We start from the raw sequence: 23025 nt of genomic DNA on the forward strand, positions 1-23025 counted from the left end.
GAGAGTAGGACACCGCCGGACCACCCTTAGGCTGCAGGCCCCACCACCGGTGGGGCCTGCACCCCTTTAACCACCCCCACCGGGGCCAGCGCGCCGCACCCGGACGGCCGCCGGGCTCGTGATTAGCTGCGCCGGCACGCACCCTGGGGCCGGACACCGGCGGGCACTACCGCCGGCCCGCTGCCCTCATCTGGCGCACACGGGCCGCTGCGGGCAGCCGCGGCTCGCACCTGAAGCCACGGTAAGTCTCAGCAGGACGGCAGGCGTTTGGCGCGATCCAGCCACACCCATCCGGCAGCGCCGGCCGGCGAGGCCGGCAGGCGCCACCCCGCAACGGATCGCGCGGCCGGGGCAGGACGTGGTTGCATTGATGCAAACGACTTATAGAACAATAGAGAACAGCGGAACGCGAGATGCGGCTGCTGTAGATGAGAGGAACTTCGCCGCCATGGCTGAGCAGGAACGCACGCACGGGGACTCCCCGGACAACGGAAAGCCGGCAGGCGGAGGAAACTCGGATCGAACCCAGGCCGCCGGGAAGCGGCACTCGTGGGGATCGAAGGGGGCGGCGCCGAGGTCGGCCGCAGAATCCGGCAGCCGCGACAGTGAGGCCGGGGGCGCCCGCGGTGCTGCGCCGCAGCGGCGGGGACCGGTCTCCTCGTCGGGTACATCAGGCAACCGTTTCGGCGGCGCCTCCCGGGGCCGCGATGGTGCCCGTGATGGACAGCGCAGTTCCGACGGGCGCGGCGCGTACCAGGGCCGGGGTGCAACCGGTTCCGGCCGTGATGCCGGCGCTCCGCCTGCTGGTGGCCGCTATGCGGACCGCCCGGGGCTTCGCCCTGACCGCGCCGGTGAAGGGCGCACTTCTTCCGACCGTACTTCTTCCGACCGCGGTGCAGGAGGGCGCGGCGCAGGCGATCAGCGCTCCGGCGGGGGTTACCAAGGCGGCGATTCCCGGGGCGCCCAGCTGAGGGGCTCCGCCTCGAGGGGCGGTTCGTTCTCGGGTAACGCTTCCGACCGCCCCCGCTCCGGCGGCGCCGGAGGGCGCAGCGGCGGCCCGGCCGACCGGCCCGCCTGGGCCAAGCGCCCGGATCAGGGCGTCGACCGGCGTCCCGGCGGATCAGGGGAGCACCCGCGCGGTGAGGGCCGGACCGGCTCCAGGTTCGATGACCGGCGCGATGGCCGCCGTGACGAACGCGGCGGGGGTTCCCGCGCGGGTGGCCGGGGCGCCGGGGAGCGCGGCACCGCGCCGCGGCGCAGCTTCGGCGCCGGGGACGGTCCCCGGAGTGGCCCCCCGGCCGCGCCCCGCCAGCACAACGCGCGTGACCTGCGCAGCTCCAACCGGCCCGACCGGGAACGGTCGCCGGAGATCGACGAGGACGTGAAGGGCGACGAACTGGACCGGGTCACCCGTGCCCAGATCCGCAACCTCGAGGAGCGCAGCGCACTGTGGGTGTCGCGTCACCTCGTGATGGCCGGACGCCTCCTCGAGGACGATCCCGAGCTCGCGTTCCAGCATGCCCTCGCCGCGAGCAGGCGCGGCGGACGGCTCGCTGCCGTCCGTGAAGCGGTCGGCCTGACGGCGTATGCCGCCGGCCATTACGGCGAGGCCCTGCGGGAGTTCAGGACATTCCGCCGGATCAGCGGCTCCAATGCGCACCTGCCGGTCATGGCCGACTGCGAACGCGGACTGGGGCGGCCGGACCGGGCGCTCGACCTCGCCCGCAGCGAAGAGGCTGAGACCCTTGATGCGGCAGGCAAGGCCGAGCTCGCCATGGTCGTCTCCGGCGCACGGGCCGACCTCGGCCAGCTCGAGGCAGCCGTGGCCGCCCTCGAGATCCCGCAGCTGGATCTGCACCGGGCCTTCGCCTTCAGCCCCCGGCTGTTCCGGGCGTACGCGGATGCGCTCGATGCTGCCGGACGCACCGGGGAGTCGGAGAAGTGGCGCAAGCAGGCCAAGGTGGCCGAGTCCGCCCTGGGGGTCGAGGACCCCGCCGAGCCCGACATCATCGACCTTTTGGGCGATGATGAGGAAGGCGCGGCGCGTCCGGTACCGACGGTGGCCGAGGTCCTGGGCGGGCCGAAGAAGGACGCCGCTGCGGACGGGACAGCAGAGGCACCTGCCTCCGTCATCGACGCCGATGGTGAGGGCGCTGACGTTGAGGAGGGCACCGGGACCGACGCCGATGGTGAGAGCGCTGACGTTGAGGACGGCGCCGGGACCGACAGCGCCGAAGAGCCCCTCCTTCCGGCCGCGGATAACGACACGGACAGCACCCCCGGCGCGGGGGATGGGGATGCCCCTTCCGGGACCGCAGTCGGCGGTGTGGCTCCCACCAAGGCGGCCGAGGATTCCGTTGGAGGCTGAGGGGGCCCTGATCGGCGCCTATGACGCGGTCCTTTCGGACCTCGACGGCGTCGTCTATGCCGGCCCGCACGCCATTGCGGGGGCCATTGAGGCGCTGATGAAGCTCGCGGAGGTGGGGGTGAAGCTGGCCTACATCACCAACAATGCGTCGCGTTCGGCCGACGAGGTCGCGGCGCACCTGAGGAGCCTTGGCGCGCCGGCCCGGGGGGATCAGGTCTTCGGATCCGCCCTCGCCGGTGCCGAACTCCTGGCCGGGTTGGTTCCGGCCGGCTCCAAGGTGCTGGTGACGGGAAGCAGGACCCTGGCCGACGCGGTGCGCAGCCAGCAGCTGGTCCCGGTCGACTCGGCCGAGGACGGCCCCGACGCGGTCATCCAGGGCTTCTCACCCGAGCTCGGCTGGAAGGACCTCGCCGAGGCGTCCTATGCGATCGCGGCCGGAGCCGTCTGGGTTGCCACGAACACCGACATGTCGATCCCGCAGGCACGCGGGATCGCCCCCGGCAACGGGTCGCTCGTGGCGGCCGTCGCCGCCGCCACGGGGATCCGCCCGGTGGTCGCCGGGAAGCCGGAGGCCCCGCTGTTCACCACTGCGGCGCGCCATCTTGGGTCGGAACGCCCGCTTGTCGTCGGCGACCGCCTCGACACCGATATCCTCGGCGGAAACCGGGCCGGCATGGACACCGCGCTGATCCTGACCGGGGTCGACACGGTGCGCACCGCACTGGCTGCGGTGGCCGCCGAGCGTCCCACCTACCTGCTCCCCGACCTGGGAGAACTGTACGAGCCCTACCCGCCGGTGACTGCCGTCGACGGCGCATACCGCTGCGGAACCGACTCGGCCCGGGTCGAGGCAGGAGCCGTCCGAGTCGCGGGGAGCGAAAGCAGCCTCAACGCCTGGCGCGCGGCCTGCGCTGCCTGGTGGGCGGCTGCGCCCGGGCTGGAGACGGCCCGGATGCCGGATCTCCGATTCACCGGCGCAGCGGCCTGAACCCGGGACGCTGCGACAATGTCAGAACCGACGAAGGGGGAAGGTGTGCGCGACGACGACGGCGGCGTTCCCGCTGACGCGTCCGAGGAGGCTGCCCGGGACGGCAGCGTCCCGGACCCCGACGGCGGATCCGCCGCCGCGGAGTTCCTCGGGCCTGACACGGTGCCGCCCACCGGGGATTCCTCGGTCGACGCCGTCCTCGGGAGGCTCGCGGACCTCGGCGGGCACCCGGTGGGTGAGCACGCGGAGTTCTATACGGCGCTGCACGACGCCCTGCTCACCGAACTCAACGCGGAGGGCTGACCCATGGCGCGCCTGGACCAGGAACTGGTCTCCCGTGGCCTGGCACGCTCACGCTCCCATGCGGCCCAGCTCATCGCGGCCCGGCGGGTGTTCCGCGCCGGCGAGGTGATGCTCAAGGCCTCCGCACCGGTCAGCGGCGACCAGGAGCTGGCGGTCGCCGATGCCGGGCCGGAGTTCGTGAGCCGGGCCGGCCACAAGCTCGCCGGTGCGCTCTCCGCCTTCCCCGGCGTCGCGGTCGCCGGGCGGCGCTGCCTTGACGCCGGAGCCTCCACCGGCGGCTTTACCGACGTGTTGCTGCGGGCTGGCGCCCGCGACGTGGCGGCGGTGGACGTCGGTCACGGGCAGCTGGTGCAGGTGCTGCGGGAGGATCCCCGCGTCCACGTCTTCGAGGGGCTCAACGTGCGCTACCTCGACCCGGGGGAGATCGGGGGACCCGCCGATCTCACCGTCGCTGATCTGTCCTTCATCTCCCTGAAGCTCGTGATCCGGTCCCTCGCCGCCGCCACGGTGCCGGGCGGAGACCTCGTGCTGATGATCAAGCCCCAGTTCGAAGTGGGACGCGGTGCCCTGAACGGCCAGGGCGTCGTGACCTCCGGGGCCGCCCGCAGGCGGGGCGTGCACGGAGTGGTCCGGGAGGCACTGGCGGCCGGGCTTGAGGTGCGGGGCCTGGAGCAGAGCTCCCTGCCCGGCCAGGACGGAAATCTTGAGTACTTCCTGTGGGTGAGGGTGCCGCATCGGACAATGGACCCTAGGATCGAAGAAGACCTGGACCGCCTGACCGATGGGTTGCTCTCCACGAGCGCCGCATTCGGCGGCCGGGCGAAAGACAACGACGGAGCTGAATGACTAGGAAAATTCTGGTGCTTGCGCACACCGGCAGGCAGGACGCGATTGCGGCCGCCCAGCAGGCATGTACGCGGCTCTCCGCCCTCGGGCTCACGCCCGTCATGCGGCCGGAGGAGGCCGACGGGCTCCAGGCGGCGTACGGCGCCCTCGCGGCACCGACCGAAACGCTGGGGGAGGAGGTCACCCTCGACGGCATCGAACTGGTCATGGTCCTCGGCGGCGACGGCACTATCCTCCGTGCGGCGGAGCTGGTGCGCAGCCGCGAGATTCCACTCCTCGGGGTGAACCTCGGCCATGTCGGTTTCCTTGCCGAAAGCGAACGCGCCGACCTTGACGAGGCGGTCCGATGGGTCGCCGAACGCGACTACAGCGTCGAGGAACGGATGACCATCGAGGTCTCCGCCTGGCAGGGCGATACCCTGCTCGGGGAAACGTGGGCGCTCAACGAGGCGGCCATCGAAAAGGCCAACCGGGAGCGGATGATCGAAGTGGTCATCGAGGTCGACGGCCTGCCCGTCAGCTCCTTCGGATGCGACGGCATCGTGCTTGCCACCCCCACCGGGTCGACCGCCTATGCCTTTTCCTCCGGCGGCCCCATCGTCTGGCCGGAGGTGGAAGCCCTGCTGATGGCTCCCATCAGCGCCCACGCGCTCTTCGCCAAGCCGCTCGTTGTGGCTCCGACCTCCGTGCTGGCCGTGGAGATCCTCACCCGCACCGACGCCTGGGGCGTGCTGTGGTGCGATGGGCGCCGCAGCATCGACCTTCCGCCCGGCGCCCGGGTGGAGGTCCGGCGTTCCGATAACCCGGTCAGGTTGGCGCGGACCCGCCAGACCCCCTTCTCCGAGCGGCTCGTCCAAAAGTTCCAGCTTCCCGTCCAAGGCTGGCGCGGACCGGTCGCCCACACCGGAAGGCATCTCTGATGATCGAGGAGATGCGGATCCGCGACCTCGGCGTCATCAGCGATGCAACGCTCACCCTGGGCCCGGGCCTGACCGTCGTCACCGGCGAAACCGGTGCAGGAAAGACCATGGTCATCACCGCCCTCGGCCTGCTGCTCGGCGCGCGGTCGGACGCCGGCTCCGTCCGCCTTGGGGCGAAGTCGGCCTCGGCGGAGGCCATCGTGCGCCTCGAGCACGGCAGCGCCGTCGCCCAGCGCGCCGTAGAGGCCGGTGCGGTCCTCGAGGAGTTCGACGGCACGGCCGAACTGATCCTGGCGCGCACCGTCACCAGCGAGGGCCGCAGCAGGGCCTACGTGGGCGGCAGGACGGCGCCTGTTGGGGTGCTCTCGGAACTCGGCGAGCACCTCGTCGTCGTGCACGGGCAGTCGGACCAGCTGCGGCTCAAGGGCGCCGCCGCCCAGCGCGGGGCCCTCGACAAGTTCGGCGGTCCGAAGCTCGCGGCCGAACTCGCGGCGTATGCCGCCAGCTACCAGCGGTGGCGCGGCGCGATCGCCGAACGCAACCGGCTCCAGAGCGAGGCGAGGGAGCGGGCGCGGGAAGCCGAAAGCCTGACGGCCGCCCTCGCCGAGATCGACGAGGTCGACCCCCAGCCGGGCGAGGACGTCGCGCTGAAGGCCGACTCGATGCGCCTCGGTAACGTCGAAGAACTGCGGACCGCCGCCCTGACCGCCCACCAGGCGCTGGTGTCCGAGGACTTCGGTGCCGCCGTCGACGCCGTCTCCCTCGTCGACGAGGCCAAGCGGCAGCTCGAGGGTGTGGCCGAGCACGACCAGGAGCTCGAGACGCTCGCCGGCCGGCTGGCCGAGGTCGGCTACCTGCTCGCCGACATCTCCGGAGAGCTCGCCGCGTACGGGACGGCCCTTGAGGGCGAAGGCCCCGGCCGCCTGGCCGAGGTCGAGGCCCGGCGTGCCGCACTTGCGGTGCTGGTGCGCAAATACGCGCCGAGCATCGACGAGGTCCTGCAGTGGCGTGAGGAAAGCGCCCTGCGCCTTGAGGAGCTCACCGGAGACTCCTCCCGCGTCGAGGAGCTCGAAGCGGAGATCGAGGAGCTCGACGCCGTCGTGCGCGCCGGTGCGGCCGCGGTGTCGGCCCTGCGGCAGGAGGCCGCCCGGCACCTCGCCGAGCGGGTCAGCGACGAACTGAGCGCCCTCGCCATGCCCGACGCCACGCTGCTCATCGAGGTCACCCCCGCGGAAGCCCTCGCGGCCCACGGCGGCGACGACATCAGCTTCAATCTGCGCCCGCACCCCGGGTCGGCTCCCCGGCCGCTCGGGAAGGGCGCCTCCGGCGGTGAACTCTCCCGGGTGATGCTCGCCATCGAGGTGGTGCTCGCCGCCGTCGACCCGGTTCCCACGTTCGTCTTCGATGAAGTTGACGCCGGGGTGGGCGGAAAGGCCGCCGTCGAGATCGGCCGGCGGCTGGCCATGCTCGCCCAGCACGTCCAGGTGATCGTGGTGACCCACCTGCCGCAGGTGGCGGCCTTCGCGGCGCGTCATGTCCGGGTGACGAAGAACGTGCATGCGACCGGAGGGGACGGGGAGGACGGCGGATTTACAGCCAGTGATGTGCAGGTGCTGCCCGAGGCGGAGCGCGTGCGCGAACTTGCCCGAATGCTTGCAGGCCAGGAGGACTCAGCCTCCGCCCGCGCCCATGCCGAGGAACTCCTCGCGGATGCGGCGCGGACCACTTCCAGATGATAGGCTCGAACTCCGTGGTGCAGCAAACAAACTCCCGGTTCCCAAAGTCCGCAAAGACGACCAAGCACATCTTCGTGACTGGTGGCGTGGCCTCCTCCCTCGGCAAGGGGCTGACGGCGTCAAGCCTCGGTCACCTGCTTCGGGCACGGGGACTTGTCGTCACCATGCAGAAGCTTGATCCCTACCTCAATGTTGATCCCGGCACGATGAACCCGTTCCAGCACGGTGAGGTCTTCGTCACCGAGGACGGCGCCGAAACAGACCTCGACATCGGCCACTACGAGCGGTTCCTCGACGAGAACCTCGACGGCTCGGCGAACGTGACGACCGGCCAGGTGTACTCGACCGTCATCGCCAAGGAGCGGCGCGGGGAGTACCTCGGCGACACCGTCCAGGTCATTCCGCACATCACCGACGAGATCAAGCGGCGTATGCGCCTGCCAGCCGAGCCGGTGGCCCTGAAGAAGGTGCCCGACGTCATCATCACCGAAATCGGTGGAACCGTCGGCGACATCGAGTCCCAGCCGTTCCTCGAGTCGGCCCGCCAGGTCCGCCAGGACATCGGACGCAACAACGTCTTCTTCCTCCACGTGTCGCTGGTTCCCTACATCGGGCCCTCCCAGGAACTGAAGACCAAGCCGACGCAGCACTCGGTCGCGATGCTCCGCTCCATCGGCATCCAGCCCGACGCCATCGTGATCCGCTCCGACCGCGAGGTCCCCCTGGCGATGCGGGAGAAGATTGGACGCATGTGCGACGTCGACATCGACGCCGTCGTGAATGCGGCCGACGCCCCCAGCATCTACGACATCCCCAAGACCCTTCACAAGCAGGGCCTCGATGCGTACATCGTCCAGTCCCTCGACCTGAAGTTCAAGGACGTCAACTGGACCAAGTGGAACAAGCTCCTCGACGCGGTGCACAACCCGAAGCACCAGGTCGAGGTGGCACTGGTCGGCAAGTACATCGACCTGCCCGACGCCTACCTCTCGGTCACCGAGGCGCTGCGTGCCGGCGGTTTCGCCAACAAGGCCAAGGTCAACATCCGCTGGGTGCCCTCGGACGAATGCGACACCCCGGAGGGCGCCCGTAAGGCCCTCGCGGGCGTCGACGCCATCTGCGTTCCGGGCGGCTTCGGCATCCGCGGCCTCGAAGGGAAGCTGGGCGCCCTGCTGTTCGCCCGCGAGAACAAGATCCCCACCCTGGGCCTGTGCCTTGGACTGCAGTGCATGGTCATCGAATACGCCCGGAACGTGGTGGGCCTCGAGAACGCGTCCTCAAGCGAATTCGAACCCGACACCAAGTTCCCCGTGATCGCCACGATGGCCGAGCAGCTTTCCATCGTCGCCGGGGAGGGCGACATGGGCGGCACAATGCGCCTTGGACTGTGGGAGGCGCGCCTTGACGAAGGCTCCGTCGTCGCCGGCACCTACGGCAAGACCACCGTCACCGAGCGCCACCGCCACCGCTACGAGGTGAACAACGAATACCGCGCCCAGATCGCCGAGGCCGGACTCGTCTTCTCGGGCACCTCCCCGGACGGCAAGCTGGTGGAGTTCGCAGAGCTCCCTCGGGACGTCCATCCGTACTACGTCTCAACCCAGGCCCACCCCGAGCTGAGTTCGCGCCCGACGCGGCCGCACCCGCTCTTCGCGGGACTCGTAAAGGCCGCCCTTGATCTCAGGGGCGCCAAGGTCTGAGATGAGCGAGACTCCCGCGGCCGACCGCTTCTCCGATGAACAGAGCCCGCGCAGGCTCCACCGTTCAGCGGTGATCCACCGCGGGTACGTGTGGGACGTCGTCGAGGAGACCTTCAGCCTCGACGAGGGCGGGGAGAAAATCACCCGGGAGTACATCGACCACCCCGGCGCGGTGGCGGTGCTGGCGATGGATGAGCAGGATCGGATCCTGCTCATCCGCCAGTACCGGCACCCGGCCCGGATGGTGCTCTGGGAGATCCCGGCCGGGCTGCTCGACGAGCCCGGCGAGGACTTCGTGGAGGCGGCGGCGCGCGAACTGGCCGAGGAAGCCGACCTGACCGCGGGGGAGTGGAACGTCCTGGCCGACCTGTTCCTCTCCCCGGGGTCCTCCAGCGAGGCCCTGCGGATCTACCTCGCCCGCGGCATCGGCTCGGTGCCCGAGGCCGACCTGCACACCCGCACCCACGAGGAAGCGGAGATCGAACTGCTGTGGGTGCCCCTGGACGAGGCCGTGACGGCGGTCCTCGAAGGCCGCATACACAGTCCGTCGGCCGCGGCAGCCGTTCTCGCGGCGCATGCCGCACGCGCCAACGGCTACGCGCGCCTGCGCCCCGCGGACGCACCCTGGCCCGAACACCCAAGCCAGCACGGCACCTGGCCGCACGGCGCGGTCCTGCGGGACTGACAGTGCCGGCAGCAGCGGAGAAAACCGCAGGGGACGAGTTCCAGGCCACCCGTCCGGGCCGGTTGATCAATGAATACCTCCAGCACATGGCCGTGGAACGCGGCCTGTCGGCCAACACCCTCGCCGCCTACCGGCGCGACCTGCTGCGCTACCACCGCTTCCTGCAGGCCGGCGGCATCGACGACATCTCAAGGATCACCCGTCGTGACGTGACCGGCTTCGCGCAGGCCGTCGCGACCGGCTCGGACGGGCAGTCGCCGTTGAGCCCGAGGTCGGCGGCCCGCACCGTCGTGGCCGTGCGCGGACTCCACCGCTTCTGGGCTCTCGAGGGGATGAGCGAGGCCGACCCGGCCCGGGACGTCCATCCGCCCGCCGCCGGGCAGCGCCTGCCCAAGGCGATCTCCGTCGACGAGGTCTTCCGCATCCTCGAAGCCGTCGACACCTCGACCCCCTCCGGCCAGCGGGACCGCGCCCTGCTCGAATTCCTCTACTCCACCGGGGCGCGGATCAGCGAGGCCGTCGGGCTCGACGTCGACGACGTGTCGGTCGACGAGGCGCTCAGCGGCCCCGCCGTCGTCCGGCTGTTCGGCAAGGGCTCCAAGGAACGGCTCGTGCCGCTGGGCTCCTACGCCGCGAAGGCCATCGACTCCTACCTGGTGCGCGGCCGGCCGGCCCTCTCCGGTAAGGGCAAGGGCGGGCCGGGCCTGTTCCTCAACATGCGCGGCGGGCGGCTGAGCCGCCAAAGCGCCTGGACCATCCTGAAGGCCGCGGCCGAGAAGGCGCAGGTCACCCGGGAGGTCTCTCCGCACACCCTCAGGCATTCCTTCGCCACCCACCTGCTTGAAGGCGGCGCCGACGTCCGCGTCGTCCAGGAACTGCTTGGCCACGCCTCGGTGACCACCACGCAGGTCTACACACTGGTGACGGCGGAGACGCTCCGCGAAGTGTATGCGGCCTCCCACCCCCGGGCCTTCGGCTGAGCGGGCAGCTGATGCCTTCTTACGGCGGCTCCGCCGCCCTGCCACCCGACCGCCTGCCACCCGACCGCCTGCCGCCCGACCGCCTGCCGCCCGACCGCCTGCCGCCCGACCGCCTGCCGCCCGACCGCCTGCCGCCCGATCGCCTGCCAGCCGCGTCGATCCCTGAGGTGCCGGTGCCCGGCGAGCCCCTGCCCGGCGAGCCCCTGCCCGCCGGGGCGTTCCGTCCGGTGGTGCTGTGCTTCCTGTTCCGTTCCGAGGCGGGTCGCCGGGAGGTGCTGCTGGGCCTCAAGCACCAGGGCTTCGGCACCGGGCGGATCGTCGCCCTCGGCGGGAAGCTCGAACCGGGGGAGAGTCCCGCCCAGGCCGCCGTGCGCGAGGTGGCCGAGGAGTCCGGGCTCTTCGTGGAGGAGGCCGACCTGGTGTTCCTTGGCGAAGTGACCTGGGACTTTCCGGCCAACCCGGCCTGGAACATGAGGGCCTGGATCTTCACGGCCGACCGTTTCACCGGGGACGCCGGCCCCAGCGATGAAATCACCCCGGAGTGGTTCCCTGTGACGGCGCCGCCCTGGGACGGCATGTGGGAGGACGCCGCCTACTGGCTGCCGCGCGTGCTCGCCCGTGAGCCCTTCAGTGCCGACATCGTGCTTGACGCACACAGCGTCGGCGTGGCGTCCGCGTCCGTTCGACCCGCCCGGGCGGGCGGGGCCGACGGGACGCCGGAGCGGCCCCCCACTCAGGGGACGTGACGTTCCTCCGGCCCGTTGTAGGCGCTCAGCGGCCGGATCAGTGAGTTGGACTCGAGCTGCTCCATGATGTGGGCGGTCCACCCGGTGATGCGGGCGGCGATGAACAGCGGAGTGAACATCTCCGTGTCGAATCCCATCAGGTGATACGTGGGCCCGGCCGGGTAGTCGAGGTTTGGCTTGATCCCCTTGGCCTCCTCCATGGCGGTCTCAAGCCCGCTGTAGAGGCCCAGGATCTCGTCCCGCCCGTAGTAGCGGATCATGGCATCCAGCGCCGCCTTCATGGTGGGGACGCGTGAGTCGCCGTTCTTGTAGACCCGGTGCCCGAAGCCCATGACCTTCTTCTTCTGGGCCAGGGCGTCCTCCATCCAGGCCTTGGCCCGGGCCGCGGCGTCCTCCGCCGGCTCGTCCTCGCGGATCCCGATCTCCTCGAAGGTGTGCATGACTGCCTCGTTCGCGCCGCCGTGCAGCGGGCCCTTCAGGGCGCCGATCGCCCCGGTGACCGCGGAGTGCAGGTCGGACAGGGTCGAGGTGATGACCCGGGCGGTGAACGTCGAGGCGTTGAAGGAGTGCTCGGCGTAGAGCACCATCGAGATGTTGAAGGCCTCGACGACCTCGGGCGGTGCCTCCTCGCCGAAGGTCATCCACAGGAAGTTCGCGGCGTACCCGAGATCCTCCCGCGGTTCCACCACGTTCAGGCCGCGGCGGCGCCGCTGGTCATAGGCGACGACGGCGGGGAAGGCGGCGAACAGCGCGGCGGCCTTCTCGAGGTTCGCCTCGCGGGAGTTGTCCCCGGCCAGCGGGTGCCCTGCGCCGAGCACCGACACTGCGGTCCGGCCGACGTCCATCGGGTGGCTCGTCAGGGGCAGCAGGTCGATGACCTGACGGACGTTTCCTGGCAGGGCACGGCCGGCACGCTCGAGCGCCGTGAATTCGGCCAGTTCCTCCGCGCCGGGCAGCTCACCGTGCCACAGCAGCCACGCCACCTCCTCGAAGGAGCATCGAGCGGCGAGCTCCTGGACCGGGTACCCGCGGTAGAGCAGGGAGTTGCTCTCCGGGTTCACCTTCGAGACGGAGGTGTAGTCGACAGTCACCCCGGCCAGGCCCTTGTGGATCTCGGGTGCGGCCGGGGGAGCTGGCTGGGTGCTGGTCAAATCGAACTCCTTCGGTGGAAACATGGTGCCGGCGGAAGGTCCGCTAGCGCCCGTCGGGAACCTGGAAATTGAAGACTGACGTATCAAACCTGTTGTAGCCCTCGTAGTCCACCAGTTCGTACAGGCGGGCCCGGGTCTGCATCTCCGGGACCGCCTGCTGCTGGGTGCCGTTGGCCCGGATGGAGTCCAGCGTACGCTCCGCGGCGCCCATGGCACTGCGCAGCAAGGTGACCGGATAGATAACAATATTGACCCCGGCGTCGTGGAGCTGGTCGGTGGTGAACAGCTCGCTCTTGCCGAACTCGGTCATGTTGGCGAGGATCGGCACGTCCACGGCCGCCCGGATGGCTTGAAACTCCTCGAGGTCGCGCATGGCCTCCGGGAAGATCGCGTCGGCGCCGGCGTCGACGAGCGCCCGCGCACGGTCCTGGGCGGCACGCAGCGAATCGGTGCCGCGGATGTCGGTGCGGGCCATGACCAGGAAGTTCGGGTCGCGGCGTGCGTCGACCGCCGCGCGGATCCGCTTTGCGGCGGTGTCGAGATCCACGACCTGCTTCCCGTCGAGGTGCCCGCACCGCTTGGGGTTGAACTGGTCCTCGATGTGGCAGCCGGCCAGGCCGGCGTTCTCGAGCTCCTGCACCGTGCGGGCGACGTTCATCGGCTCCCCGAAGCCGGTGTCGGCGTCGACGATCGAGGGGAGGTCGGTCATCCGGGCGATCTGCCCGGCCCGCTGCGCCACCTCGGTGAGGGTGGTGAGGCCGATATCGGGCAGGCCGAGGTCGGCGGCGAGCACCGCCCCGGAGATATAGACGCCGTGGAACCCCTTGTCCTCGATCAGGCGGGCCGAGAGCGGGTTGAAGGCACCGGGGAACTGCTGCAGGGTGCCGGAGGCGAGCCCCGCACGCAGAGCGGCCCGCTTCGATTCGGGGGTGGTGGCCGAATACAGCATGGTGTCCTCCTAGAACAGGCCGCCGCGGACCGCGGCGGTGTCGATCAGGCCGGGGCGGGCCCGGAGGTTCAGCGAGTGGAGCGAGCCGGCGGGAAGCTCGGGCAGGCGCCCGACAACGTCCAGGAACCGCTCGATCTCGGAGTCCTCGGCGACACCGTCCGCCAGGGCGCGGAACTTCTCGATGTACTGGGCCCGGCCGAACGGGCGGGCGCCGAGCGGGTGCGCATCCGCGACTGCGATCTCGTCGGTGATCACCCGCCCGTCGGTCAGCGTGATGTCGACGCGTCCGCCGAAGGCCTTCTCCGTGATGTCGAGGGAGTGGTAGCGGCGGGTCCACTCGGGGTCTTCGGTCGTCTCGACCTTCCGCCACAGCTCGACGGTGTCGGGACGCTTGGCGCGCTCCGGGGCGTATGAGTGCTCGTGGTGCCAGGCGCCGTCCTGCAGTGCCACGGCGAAGATGTACGGGATGGAGTGATCGAGGGTCTCCCGGGAGGCCGAAGGGTCGTACTTCTGCGGGTCGTTGGCTCCCGAGCCGATGACGTAGTGGGTGTGGTGGGAGGTGGAGAGCAGGATCCCGCGGACGTTCGCGGGGTCCCGAAGCTCCGGGTGGGCCGCGTGGAGGCGCCGTGCCAGGTCGATCCAGGCCTGCGCCTGGTATTCGGCCGAATGTTCCTTGGTGTAGGTGTCGAGGATGGCCCGCTTCGGCTCGCCCGGGGCGGGCAGGGGCACCTCGTAGCGGGCCTCGGGCCCGTCGAGGAGCCAGGCGATCACGCCGTCCTCACCCTCGTAAATGGGGGTGGGGGAGGTCTGGCCGCGCATGGCCCGGTCCACGGCCTCGATCGCCATCTTCCCGGCGAAGGCCGGCGCGTAGGCCTTCCAGGTTGAGATTTCGCCCTTGCGGGACTGCCGGGTGGCGGTGGTGGTGTGAAGGGCCTGCCCGACGGCGTGGAAGATGGTGTCCGGGTCGAGGCCGAGCAGGGTGCCGAGCCCCGCCGCGGCCGAGGGGCCGAGGTGGGCCACGTGGTCGATCTTGTGCCGGTGCAGGCTGATGGCCTTCACGAGATCGACCTGGATCTCGTAGCCCGTCACGATGCCGCGCAGCAGCGCCTCCCCGGAGGCACCGGTGTGCTGGGCCGCGGCCAGCAGCGGCGGGATGTTGTCGCCGGGGTGGGAGTAGTCGGCGGCGAGGAACGTGTCGTGGTAGTCGAGCTCACGCACCGCCACCCCGTTGGCCCAGGCGGCCCACTCGGGGGAGGTGAGGGCGTCAACCCCGAACACCGAGGCTCCGCGGCCCGAGGCGGGAGCGCTGTGGCTCGCCGCCTGCGCACGGGCAGCGCTCACCGGCGCCCGGGTGAGGGAGGCGAGTGCCACGGAGGCGTTGTCGATGATCCGGTTGATCACCATGTCGGCGGCCTCAGGGGTGACGGCGACCGGATCGGCCGCGACCTGCGCGATCCGGTAGGCCAGCTGGTCCTCCCGGGGCAGGTTTTCCTCGCTGCGGTGGACTCGAACGGGGTGGAGCTCCATGGTGCTTCCTTTCGGGGTTCAGGCGTCGAGCGGTCCGGGGACCGAGGCCTGGAGGTGGTGGAGGCTGTTGGAAAGGTGGATGGTCACGGCGGCCGCGGCGAGTTCGGCGTTCCCCCGGGCGACCGCCTGGGCGATCTGGCGGTGTTCACCGGCGGAGGCGAGCAGCCGGTCCGGGTTGTCGCGGGCCAGGCGGCGGGCGCGCACGAGGTGGGTCCGGAGCTGGCGCTGGGCCTGCACCAGGTACGGGTTGGCGGCGGCTTCGTCGATGGCGGCGTCCAACTCGGCGACCAGGCCGTAGTAGGCGTGCTGGTCGGTGCCGCCGGAGGAGATCAGGGCGCCCGCGGCCTCGAAGCGATCGGCCAGGGCATCGAACGCCGCCGGGTCGCGCCGGGCTGCGGCGAGGCGGGCCGCTGCACATTCGAGGGGAAGACGGACCTCGAAGAGGTCGGCGATGCCGGCCAGGGACACCGCGGTCACGACCACGCCGCGCCCGGAGTGAGCGGCCGCCAGCCCCTCGGCCACGAGCCGCGACAGGGCCTCCCGGAGCGGGGTGCGTGAAATGCCCAGCCGGCGGGCCTGCTCGACCTCGGCCAGCAGGGTGCCGGGGGGAAGGCGCCACTCGAGGATGTCCGCGCGCAGCGACCCATAGGCCATGTCACTTGCGCGCATCGGAGTCCTCCCGGAAGGCTTGGGTGCGGGTTGCAGCCCTCCGCTCAATGTATACAGCGGAAGTGGTCATCCGCAAGAACATCGGTCCCGAACTTGTCGATCGGGCTTCTCTGTATACAGGAGTCTGCTTATCGGGCCCATCGGTATTCGAATTCCGGCCGCCCCCGGGTGCCGTACCTTGAGCTGCGCCGGACGGACTGGCCGTCGGCGAGGTACTCGAGGTACCGGCGGGCCGTCACCCTCGAAAGATCGAGGGTGGATGCCACCTCGGCGGCGGAAACCGGTTCCTCGAGCGTTTTCAGCTGCCCGATGATGGCGCGCAGTGTGTCCTCCGAGAGGCCCTTGGGCAGGCTGGCCGGGGCCGCCGGGCGCAGGGAGGCGAAGGCCTGGTCGACCTCCGACTGGGTGGTGGAGGCCGCCTGGCCGATGAGGTTGAGGCGGAACTCCCGGTAGGCTCCGAGCTTGTCGTGGAACGCCGAGTAGGTGAACGGTTTGATGAGGTACTGGACGATCCCCGCCGAGATGGCCGAGCGGACCACCTGCAGCTCCCGCACCGCGGTGATCGCGATGACGTCGGTGGGCAGACCCAGCCCGCGCACGCGGCGGAGGAGGTCCAGCCCATGGGCATCGGGCAGGTTCATGTCGAGAAGGATCAGGTCGATGCCCGCCGGACCCGCCTGGGCTCCGGCACCCCCGGCGGAGGCAGCCGAGAGCAGCGCCATGGCTTCGGCGCCCGAACGGGCCACGCCGGCCAGGGCGAAGCCGTCAAGGCGCCGGACATACTCGGCATGGGCGTCGGCGGCAATGGGGTCATCCTCCACCACGAGGACGCGGATCGGCTCCATCAGGGGCCGGCCCGATTCGCGGAAGCGGTGGCCCCGGGCGGGACGGCCGGGAGGAAGACCGAGAACCGGGCCCCGCCGTCGTGATCCACGTCGTTGTCCACCTCGAGGGTTCCACCGAGACGCAGCACCGCCTGGCGCACGAGGGCCAGGCCGATGCCACGGCTGCGGGCCGCCGGGTCCTTTGTGCTGAAGCCCAGGTCGAAGATGCGGGAGCGCTCGGCGTCGGTCAGGCCCGGGCCGCTGTCCTGGACGACGATCCCGACGCCGGCGCGGCCCGCTCCGGGGTGGCTGAGGGAGAGGCGGACCCGGCGGCGTTCGGAGGGCGCGGCCGCATCGAACGCATTGTCGAGCAGGTTCCCGATGATCGTAATCAGGTCCCCGGGGCCGATGCCCTGCGAGTCCACCGGCCCGTCGACGCTCAGGCTCAGTTCCACTCCGCGTTCATTGGCCTGCGCCGCCTTGCCGACGAGGAGGGCGGCGATGAACGGCTCGTCGACCGCCCCGACGACGGAATCGGTGAGCTGCTGGGATTGCTGGAGGTCGCGGGTGGCGAACTCGAGGGCCTCCGCCTGCCGGTCGAGTTCGATGAGGGACACGATGGTGTGCAGCCGATTGGAGTGCTCGTGGGTCTGGGCCCGCAGGGCGTCGGTCAGCGTGCGCATGGTCTGCAGCTCACCGGTCAGGGACTCGATCTCGGTGTGGTCGCGCAGCGTGGTGACGGTGCCCAGGGGCCGGGTTCCCGCAGTGTCCCTGCTGGTCGGCGGCACCGCAGGTTCCTGGTTGACCACGAGCACCCGGTTGTCGGTGACGTGGACCTCGTCGATGGCCTGCCGGCCGCTGGCCAGCAGGTCGCGCAGCGATCCGGGCACCCCAAGCTGCGCTGCCGGCACCGGTGCCTGCGGCCGGGGTTCGGGAAGGTGCAGCAGGTGTGCGGCCTGGTCGTTGTAGAGCACGAGCCGGCCCCGGCCGTCGGTCAGCAGCAGCCCCTCTCGCACCGAGTGGAGCACCGAGTCGTAGAACACGAACATGCGGGCGAGCTCGTCGGTGCCCAGCCCCAGCGTCGCCTTCCGGAGCCGGTGGCTGAGCAGGTAGGACACTCCGGAGCCGAAGAGGAGGGAGGCGAGCGCGATCAGCCCGACCAGCGGTAGCTGGGCATTCCGGGCGATCGCCACCCGGTCGAGGGTGACTCCCGCTGCGACCATCGCCACCACCGTGCCGCCGGGGTCCTGCACCGGGGCGATGGCCCGCACGGAGGGCCCAAGGGTTCCCGTCGAGGTTTCGGTATGGCTGCGGCCCGCCAGCGCCTGGTCGACCGACCCGATGTAGCGCTGGCCGATCTGTGCGGGGTTCCGGTGGGTGAACCGGGTGCGGTCCGGCGCCATGATGGTGATGAAGTCGATGCGCAGCTCATCCATGAGCGAGACGGCGTAGGGCTGGAGGACCTCGGTGGGGTTCGCCCGGCCGACGCCGTCGAGCACTGCCGGGTCCTGGGCGAGGGTCGAGGCCACGGCCAGCATCCGCTCCGCCGCGGAGTCGTGAGCATCGCGTGCGGCATCCATATAGAGCACGAAGGAAAGGCACGTCGTCAGGATGGCAATGAACACAAGCTGGCCGACGAAAAGCTGCCGTGCGAGACTCCATCGCTTCACTGCGGAACCAGACTCCTTCCAGGCATCGTCCGAGTCTAGTGCCGGAGGCCGCGACCAGTATGAACGCAACAGTGACGCCTGTCACGTCGTGGCTCAGGCTGGGGTGGACAGATTTCCATGGACGGCCACCTGGCTCGACAACCCGACGGCGGAGAATGGCCTCCCCGGACGGTAGCGGCGGGGCGCCGGACCGAACCAGGAGAACATCATGGCAACGGCGACATCCAGTCCCAGCGGCGAATCAGCGGCGCCGCGCAAGCCGGTCGATAAGACCCACTTCCTCTACATCGCCGTCATCGCGGCGGTGGTCCTCGGCGCGATCGTCGGCCTCGCAGCTCCCGAGCTGGCGGTGAAGCTGAAGCCCCTGGGCACCGGCTTCATCGCGCTGATCAAGATGATGATCGCCCCGATCATCTTTTGCACCATCGTGCTGGGCATCGGCTCCATCGCCAAGGCAGCCACGGTGGGCAAGGTGGGCGGCCTGGCGCTCGGGTACTTCCTGCTGATGTCGACCTTCGCCCTGGCCATCGGCCTGGTCGTGGGCAACCTCATCGATCCGGGCGACGGGCTCGACCTCTCCGGCGCCTCCTATGAGGGCGCGCCGGCGGCGGAGGAAGACTCCGGAACTGTTGGCTTCCTGTTGGGAATCATTCCCCCGACGCTGCTTGCCTCCCTCACCGGTGAAAGCATCCTGCAGACCCTGTTCGTCGCGCTCCTCGTGGGCTTCGCCCTGCAGAAGATGGGCGCCGCCGGCAAGCCGGTGCTGCGGGGCATCGGCCACATCCAGGCCCTGGTGTTCCGGATCCTCATCATGATCATGTGGCTCGCACCCATCGGGGCGTTCGGCGCCATCGCGGCGGTGGTCGGCGAGACCGGCGTCCAGGCGATCGTCAGCATGTTCACCCTCATGATCGCCTTCTACATCACCTGCATCCTGTTCATCGTCATCATCCTCGGCGGCCTGCTCAAGGTGGCTACCGGAGTGAACATCTTCAAGCTCATGCGCTACCTCGGCCGCGAGTACCTGTTGATCTTCTCGACCTCGTCCTCGGAGGCCGCCCTGCCCCGCCTGATCGCCAAGATGGAACACCTCGGAGTGTCCCGGCCCGTGGTCGGGGTGACCGTGCCGACCGGCTACTCCTTCAACCTCGACGGCACCGCGATCTACCTCACCATGGCGTCACTTTTCGTCGCCGAGGCCCTGGGCATGCCCCTGGCCCTGGGCGAGCAGATCTCCCTGCTGATCTTCATGATCATCGCCTCCAAGGGCGCCGCCGGCGTCACCGGTGCGGGCCTCGCAACCCTCGCCGGCGGGCTCCAGTCGCACGCGCCCCAGCTGGTCGACGGCGTCGGGCTCATTGTCGGCATCGACCGCTTCATGTCGGAGGCGCGCGCCCTCACGAACTTCACCGGCAATGCGGTGGCCACAGTGCTCATCGGAACCTGGACCAGGGAGATCAACCGCTCCCGGGTCGATGAGGTGCTCGAGAAGCGGCTGCCCTTCGATGAGGCGACGATGAACGCCAACCCCCACGCGTTCGATGACGGGGACGACGTCGAGGACGGCGTCGCCGCCGTGACCGCCCAGGCGGCCGCCGGCTCCCCGGCCTCCACCGGCAGGTAGAACCGGTAGGCAGCACGGAGCGGTACCACCGCGCCGGCCGACGGCGGCTTAGCCGTTCACCTCCAGCAGGCAGGCCCGTCCCTCCGGGGCGGGCCTGCCTGCTGGAGGGAGGAGGTCCAACACCGGAAACTTTCGACCTCAGGTTGAACCTCAAGGCTCGCGCCCCGCCGGGGTCCTCGTGCACCGGGGGCGTGCCGGCCGGTTGTAACGTTGACCAAAGGATTAGCTCAAAAGCAAACGTAGAGATACAAACGGAAGCGTGGAGAAATACGTGAGTAGCGAACAGGGTTCCACAACTCTGCAGAACGCCACCCCTGAACTAGGGCCGACCGGACGTCCGGTGACCTTATTTCCCGAGCCGGCGGTCCTCGATTCCCACGGCCCGGCCCGCATCATCGCCATGGTGAACCAGAAGGGCGGTGTCGGCAAGACGACGTCCACCATCAACCTCGGTGCCGCGCTCGCGGAGGCCGGCCGGCGCGTGCTCCTCGTCGACTTCGACCCGCAGGGCGCGCTGTCCGCCGGGCTCGGCACCAACCCGCATGAGCTCGACGTCACCGTGTACAACGTCCTCATGGACCGCAAGGTCGACATCCGGGACGCCATCCACGCGACCGCCTTCGACAATGTCGACCTGCTGCCGGCGAACATCGACCTGTCCGCGGCCGAGGTCCAGCTGGTCAACGAGGTCGCCCGCGAACAGGTGCTCGACCGGGCCCTGCGCAAGGTCTCCGACGATTACGACGTCATCCTGATCGACTGCCAGCCCTCGCTGGGACTGCTCACGGTCAATGCGCTGACCGCCGCCCACGGCGTCATCATTCCGCTGATCTGCGAATTCTTCGCCCTGCGCGCCGTCGCTCTGCTCGTTGAGACCATCGAGAAGGTCCAGGACCGGCTCAACCCGCGGCTGCAGGTCGACGGGGTGCTCGCGACCATGTACGACGCGCGGACCCTCCACAGCCGGGAGGTCATCGCGCGGCTCGTGGAGGCCTTCGGCGAGAAGGTCTTCGAGACGGTGATCAAGCGCACCATCAAGTTCGCGGATGCCACGGTGGCCGCCGAGCCGATCACCACCTACGCGGGCAACCACCCGGGGGCCGACGCCTACCGCAGGCTCGCCAAGGAACTGATTGCCAGGGGCGGCGCGCCCTGATGATCCCCCGCCATGGGCAGCACGGCTGAGGGCGTGCACCCTCCGCCGCTGACGGCGGGGCTGCCGGAGAATCTGCAAGCGGCAGGGAAGGCAGTCTTCGAGGTCCGCCTGACCAACTTCTCCGGCCCCTTCGACCTCCTGCTGGGTCTGATCAGCAAACGGGAACTCGACATTACGGAGATCGCCCTCGCCGAGGTCACCGACGAGTTCATCTCCCATATCCGCAGGATGCGGGCCGAGCACGGTTCCTGGGCGCTCGACGAGGCCAGCGAGTTCCTCGTTGTCGCCGCAACGCTCCTTGACCTCAAGGCCGCACGGCTCCTGCCGCGCGGCGAGGTGGAGGACGATGAGGACATTGCGCTGCTTGAGGCCCGCGACCTGCTGTTCGCGCGCCTGCTCCAGTACCGGGCATTCAAGGAGATTTCGCGCCAGCTCGCCGAACGGTTCGAGATCGAAGGGGACAGGTACCCCCGGGACACCCCGCTGGAGCCGGCCTTCACGGCGCTGCTTCCCGACCTGATCTGGACCACCACGGCGGAGGACCTCGCCGCGCTGGCTGCCGCCGCGCTGCAGCCCCGGGAGGCCGTTCCGGAGGGCGTGCGCGTAGACCACCTCCACGGATCGGCCGTCAGCATCCGGGAGCAGGCAGGCCTGCTCGAGGCCCACCTCCGGAGCGCCGGATCGTTGTCCTTCGGGGAGCTCACCGCCGACGCCGCGGAGACCCTCGTGGTCGTGGTGCGGTTCCTCGCCCTCCTGGAGATGTTCCGCGACGGGGTGGTTTCCTTCGACCAGGACGAGCCGCTCGGAGAGCTGCGCATCCGCTGGTCGGGCGGCGACGAGCCCTTCCCCGCTGACAGCATCGGGGCTGACTACGGCGCGGACTTCGGCGCGGACGACGGGCCGGAGTCAGTGGGGCCCGGTACCGTGGACTCGACGCTGCAGTGAGTCGAGCGCCCGCAAGGGGCCGGAAGCCCCCGGGCCTGGAGTCAGCAGGCCTGGAGTCAGCAGGCCTGGAGTCAGCAGGCCTGGAGTCAGCAGGCCTGGAGCCCCTGGGCCGCGAGCCGGTGGCGCCATCGCACCCGGCGCCCGGGGCGGCTCCGCCGCAGCCCAACGCGGGGGAGAGCACAACACGAAAGGACATCCAGTGACCGGTACCGATCTCGACGAGGCCGCACCCACCGGAGCAGAAGCCGCTGCGGCCGATGCCTTTTCCGCCGCCGGCCAGCCCGGTGGACTGAAGGCCGCCCTCGAGGCGGTGCTCATGGTCGTTGAGAATCCCGTGACCGAGCAGGAACTTGCCCAGGCACTCGCCGTGAGCGTCGAGGAGGTTCGAGCGATGCTCGTGAACCTCCAGCAGGAGTACGACGGTTATACTGGGAAGGGCCCGAAGAGTGCCGATGATCCCCAACCCCGTGGTTTTGAGCTGCGCAACGTCGGCGGCGGGTGGCGAATCTACTCCCGGAGCTGGTTCGCTCCGGTGATTTCGGCCTTCGTTCTGGGCGGCCAGTCATCACGGCTTTCCCAGGCCGCGCTGGAGACCCTGGCGGTCATTGCCTACCGCCAGCCCGTATCGCGGGCACGGGTTTCGGCAATCCGTGCGGTGAACGTCGATTCGGTGGTGCGCACGTTGACCCAGCGGGCGTTGATCGCCGCCGTCGGAACCGACCCGGAGACCGGGGCAGTCCTTTATGGGACCACCCCGCATTTTCTGGAAAGATTAGGACTCGGCAGCGTAGCCGAGCTGCCGCGGCTTTCGCCCCACCTGCCCGGCCTCGAAAACCTTGGGGACTATGAAGACACAACTTACTGAAAACGCTGACCAGAAGGACTCTTAATGACACAGGCGCCAGGATCCGGCTCCGGACGGAACGACGCTCGACGTGGCGGCAGGTCCACTGGTAGGCCAACAGGTGGTACGGGCCGCGGACGCACCGGCGGCGGTTACGAGCGCTCCGGAGGCGCCGGCCGTCCCCAGCGCGACGACCGCCCCCAGCGGGACGAGCGCGCCCAGCGCCCCGAGCGTGACGACCGCCCGCAGCGCGCGGGAGCGGGAGCCGGGCGCGGACGCTCCACCGAAGGCCGCCACGCCGCAGGACGTCCCGCCCAGGGCCGTCCCACGGGCGAGCGTTCGGGCCGTCCCACCGGTGACGCACGCGGTGCGGGCCGTCCCACGGGCGAGCGTT

The 23025-nt window shown here is 70.1% G+C and carries 22 protein-coding genes and 1 pseudogene; 16 read left to right on the plus strand and 7 right to left on the minus strand.

Annotated elements, in window-relative coordinates; genetic code table 11:
• Positions 1 to 719: 719 nt before the first annotated feature.
• The gene (locus I6N91_RS16470; protein WP_198814361.1) at positions 720 to 971 is read left to right on the plus strand and encodes a hypothetical protein; all 252 of its coding nucleotides are present in this window, start codon (positions 720 to 722) and stop codon (positions 969 to 971) included.
• A gap of 149 nt (positions 972 to 1120) precedes the next feature.
• Here I6N91_RS16470 and I6N91_RS17290 read toward each other — a convergent pair whose 3' ends face one another.
• Positions 1121 to 1315, minus strand: a complete 195-nt coding sequence (locus I6N91_RS17290) for a hypothetical protein (RefSeq protein WP_233091980.1) — start codon at positions 1313 to 1315, stop codon at positions 1121 to 1123.
• 66 nt (positions 1316 to 1381) lie between these two features.
• Between I6N91_RS17290 and I6N91_RS16475 the strand changes: the two genes are divergently transcribed.
• Genes I6N91_RS16475 through I6N91_RS16520 form a run of 10 tightly spaced genes read left to right on the plus strand, consistent with a single transcriptional unit; the run spans position 1382 to position 11272 of the window.
• Positions 1382 to 2368, plus strand: a complete 987-nt coding sequence (locus I6N91_RS16475) for a hypothetical protein (protein WP_307843400.1) — start codon at positions 1382 to 1384, stop codon at positions 2366 to 2368.
• The gene (locus I6N91_RS16480) at positions 2358 to 3356 is read left to right on the plus strand and encodes an HAD-IIA family hydrolase (RefSeq protein ID WP_233091981.1); all 999 of its coding nucleotides are present in this window, start codon (positions 2358 to 2360) and stop codon (positions 3354 to 3356) included. Before I6N91_RS16475 ends, I6N91_RS16480 begins: the two co-directional genes overlap by 11 nt.
• Positions 3357 to 3374: 18 nt before the next feature.
• A complete protein-coding gene (locus I6N91_RS16485; protein WP_198814365.1) occupies positions 3375 to 3659 on the plus strand; it encodes a hypothetical protein in 285 nt (94 codons plus the stop codon).
• A gap of 3 nt (positions 3660 to 3662) precedes the next feature.
• Positions 3663 to 4505, plus strand: a complete 843-nt coding sequence (locus I6N91_RS16490; protein ID WP_198814367.1) for a TlyA family RNA methyltransferase — start codon at positions 3663 to 3665, stop codon at positions 4503 to 4505.
• Positions 4502 to 5425 (plus strand): NAD kinase, encoded by a 924-nt coding sequence (locus I6N91_RS16495; protein ID WP_198814369.1) that lies wholly within the window; start codon positions 4502 to 4504, stop codon positions 5423 to 5425. The genes I6N91_RS16490 and I6N91_RS16495 overlap by 4 nt, the downstream gene beginning before the upstream one ends.
• A complete protein-coding gene (gene recN, locus I6N91_RS16500; RefSeq protein ID WP_198814370.1) occupies positions 5425 to 7161 on the plus strand; it encodes a DNA repair protein RecN in 1737 nt (578 codons plus the stop codon). The genes I6N91_RS16495 and recN overlap by 1 nt, the downstream gene beginning before the upstream one ends.
• Positions 7158 to 8861, plus strand: a complete 1704-nt coding sequence (locus tag I6N91_RS16505; protein ID WP_198814371.1) for a CTP synthase — start codon at positions 7158 to 7160, stop codon at positions 8859 to 8861. The genes recN and I6N91_RS16505 overlap by 4 nt, the downstream gene beginning before the upstream one ends.
• Position 8862: 1 nt before the next feature.
• On the plus strand, positions 8863 to 9546 hold the full coding sequence (locus tag I6N91_RS16510) for an NUDIX hydrolase (protein WP_198814372.1): 684 nt from the start codon (positions 8863 to 8865) through the stop codon (positions 9544 to 9546).
• Positions 9543 to 10526, plus strand: a complete 984-nt coding sequence (gene xerD, locus I6N91_RS16515) for a site-specific tyrosine recombinase XerD (RefSeq protein WP_198814386.1) — start codon at positions 9543 to 9545, stop codon at positions 10524 to 10526. The genes I6N91_RS16510 and xerD overlap by 4 nt, the downstream gene beginning before the upstream one ends.
• A gap of 11 nt (positions 10527 to 10537) precedes the next feature.
• On the plus strand, positions 10538 to 11272 hold the full coding sequence (locus tag I6N91_RS16520; protein WP_198814373.1) for an 8-oxo-dGTP diphosphatase: 735 nt from the start codon (positions 10538 to 10540) through the stop codon (positions 11270 to 11272).
• Here the strand turns inward: I6N91_RS16520 and I6N91_RS16525 are convergent.
• The 6 genes from I6N91_RS16525 to I6N91_RS16550 all read right to left on the minus strand — a co-directional run bounded on the left by I6N91_RS16525 (position 11260) and on the right by I6N91_RS16550 (position 18062).
• Positions 11260 to 12423, minus strand: coding sequence for a bifunctional 2-methylcitrate synthase/citrate synthase (locus I6N91_RS16525; RefSeq protein WP_233091982.1), 1164 nt, complete (start codon positions 12421 to 12423; stop codon positions 11260 to 11262). The genes I6N91_RS16520 and I6N91_RS16525 overlap by 13 nt on opposite strands.
• A gap of 43 nt (positions 12424 to 12466) precedes the next feature.
• Entirely contained in the window at positions 12467 to 13372 is a 906-nt protein-coding gene (prpB, locus tag I6N91_RS16530; protein WP_198814375.1) for a methylisocitrate lyase, read from the minus strand.
• A gap of 9 nt (positions 13373 to 13381) precedes the next feature.
• Positions 13382 to 14899, minus strand: coding sequence for an MmgE/PrpD family protein (locus I6N91_RS16535; protein WP_198814376.1), 1518 nt, complete (start codon positions 14897 to 14899; stop codon positions 13382 to 13384).
• An 18-nt stretch (positions 14900 to 14917) separates the two neighbouring features.
• Entirely contained in the window at positions 14918 to 15568 is a 651-nt protein-coding gene (locus tag I6N91_RS16540) for a GntR family transcriptional regulator (RefSeq protein ID WP_198814377.1), read from the minus strand.
• Between the two features lie 128 nt (positions 15569 to 15696).
• Positions 15697 to 16413 (minus strand): response regulator, encoded by a 717-nt coding sequence (locus I6N91_RS16545; RefSeq protein WP_198814378.1) that lies wholly within the window; start codon positions 16411 to 16413, stop codon positions 15697 to 15699.
• Positions 16413 to 18062: a sensor histidine kinase gene (locus I6N91_RS16550; RefSeq protein WP_307843402.1), complete on the minus strand. Its 1650-nt coding sequence runs from the start codon at positions 18060 to 18062 to the stop codon at positions 16413 to 16415. Before I6N91_RS16550 ends, I6N91_RS16545 begins: the two co-directional genes overlap by 1 nt.
• A 208-nt stretch (positions 18063 to 18270) precedes the next feature.
• Between I6N91_RS16550 and I6N91_RS16555 the strand changes: the two genes are divergently transcribed.
• The 5 genes and pseudogenes from I6N91_RS16555 to I6N91_RS16575 form a co-directional block, all read left to right on the plus strand.
• Positions 18271 to 19686 carry a cation:dicarboxylate symporter family transporter gene (locus I6N91_RS16555; RefSeq protein ID WP_198814380.1) on the plus strand — a complete coding sequence of 472 codons (1416 nt, stop codon included), beginning with the start codon at positions 18271 to 18273 and terminating at the stop codon, positions 19684 to 19686.
• 271 nt (positions 19687 to 19957) lie between these two features.
• Positions 19958 to 20842 carry a ParA family protein gene (locus I6N91_RS16560; protein WP_133404887.1) on the plus strand — a complete coding sequence of 295 codons (885 nt, stop codon included), beginning with the start codon at positions 19958 to 19960 and terminating at the stop codon, positions 20840 to 20842.
• A gap of 12 nt (positions 20843 to 20854) precedes the next feature.
• Positions 20855 to 21787, plus strand: coding sequence for a ScpA family protein (locus tag I6N91_RS16565; RefSeq protein WP_198814382.1), 933 nt, complete (start codon positions 20855 to 20857; stop codon positions 21785 to 21787).
• 199 nt (positions 21788 to 21986) lie between these two features.
• Positions 21987 to 22652, plus strand: coding sequence for an SMC-Scp complex subunit ScpB (gene scpB, locus I6N91_RS16570; RefSeq protein ID WP_198814384.1), 666 nt, complete (start codon positions 21987 to 21989; stop codon positions 22650 to 22652).
• Between the two features lie 24 nt (positions 22653 to 22676).
• Positions 22677 to 23025: pseudogene (locus tag I6N91_RS16575) on the plus strand (hypothetical protein); the annotation flags it as partial.

Source organism: Arthrobacter sp. MSA 4-2 (assembly GCF_016405885.1).
Lineage (GTDB): Bacteria > Actinomycetota > Actinomycetes > Actinomycetales > Micrococcaceae > Arthrobacter_D.

What these genes read in the sequence shown, in the direction of transcription:
- I6N91_RS16470 (WP_198814361.1), top strand. Translation starts at nt 720, where the DNA reads ATGGACAGCGCAGTTCCGACGGGCGCGGCGCGTACCAGGGCCGGGGTG.
- I6N91_RS16485 (WP_198814365.1), top strand. Translation starts at nt 3,375, where the DNA reads ATGTCAGAACCGACGAAGGGGGAAGGTGTGCGCGACGACGACGGCGGC.
- I6N91_RS16490 (WP_198814367.1), top strand. Translation starts at nt 3,663, where the DNA reads ATGGCGCGCCTGGACCAGGAACTGGTCTCCCGTGGCCTGGCACGCTCA.
- I6N91_RS16495 (WP_198814369.1), top strand. Translation starts at nt 4,502, where the DNA reads ATGACTAGGAAAATTCTGGTGCTTGCGCACACCGGCAGGCAGGACGCG.
- recN (WP_198814370.1), top strand. Translation starts at nt 5,425, where the DNA reads ATGATCGAGGAGATGCGGATCCGCGACCTCGGCGTCATCAGCGATGCA.
- I6N91_RS16505 (WP_198814371.1), top strand. Translation starts at nt 7,158, where the DNA reads ATGATAGGCTCGAACTCCGTGGTGCAGCAAACAAACTCCCGGTTCCCA.
- I6N91_RS16510 (WP_198814372.1), top strand. Translation starts at nt 8,863, where the DNA reads ATGAGCGAGACTCCCGCGGCCGACCGCTTCTCCGATGAACAGAGCCCG.
- I6N91_RS16520 (WP_198814373.1), top strand. Translation starts at nt 10,538, where the DNA reads ATGCCTTCTTACGGCGGCTCCGCCGCCCTGCCACCCGACCGCCTGCCA.
- prpB (WP_198814375.1), bottom strand. Translation starts at nt 13,372, where the DNA reads ATGCTGTATTCGGCCACCACCCCCGAATCGAAGCGGGCCGCTCTGCGT.
- I6N91_RS16535 (WP_198814376.1), bottom strand. Translation starts at nt 14,899, where the DNA reads ATGGAGCTCCACCCCGTTCGAGTCCACCGCAGCGAGGAAAACCTGCCC.
- I6N91_RS16540 (WP_198814377.1), bottom strand. Translation starts at nt 15,568, where the DNA reads ATGCGCGCAAGTGACATGGCCTATGGGTCGCTGCGCGCGGACATCCTC.
- I6N91_RS16545 (WP_198814378.1), bottom strand. Translation starts at nt 16,413, where the DNA reads ATGGAGCCGATCCGCGTCCTCGTGGTGGAGGATGACCCCATTGCCGCC.
- I6N91_RS16555 (WP_198814380.1), top strand. Translation starts at nt 18,271, where the DNA reads ATGGCAACGGCGACATCCAGTCCCAGCGGCGAATCAGCGGCGCCGCGC.
- I6N91_RS16565 (WP_198814382.1), top strand. Translation starts at nt 20,855, where the DNA reads ATGGGCAGCACGGCTGAGGGCGTGCACCCTCCGCCGCTGACGGCGGGG.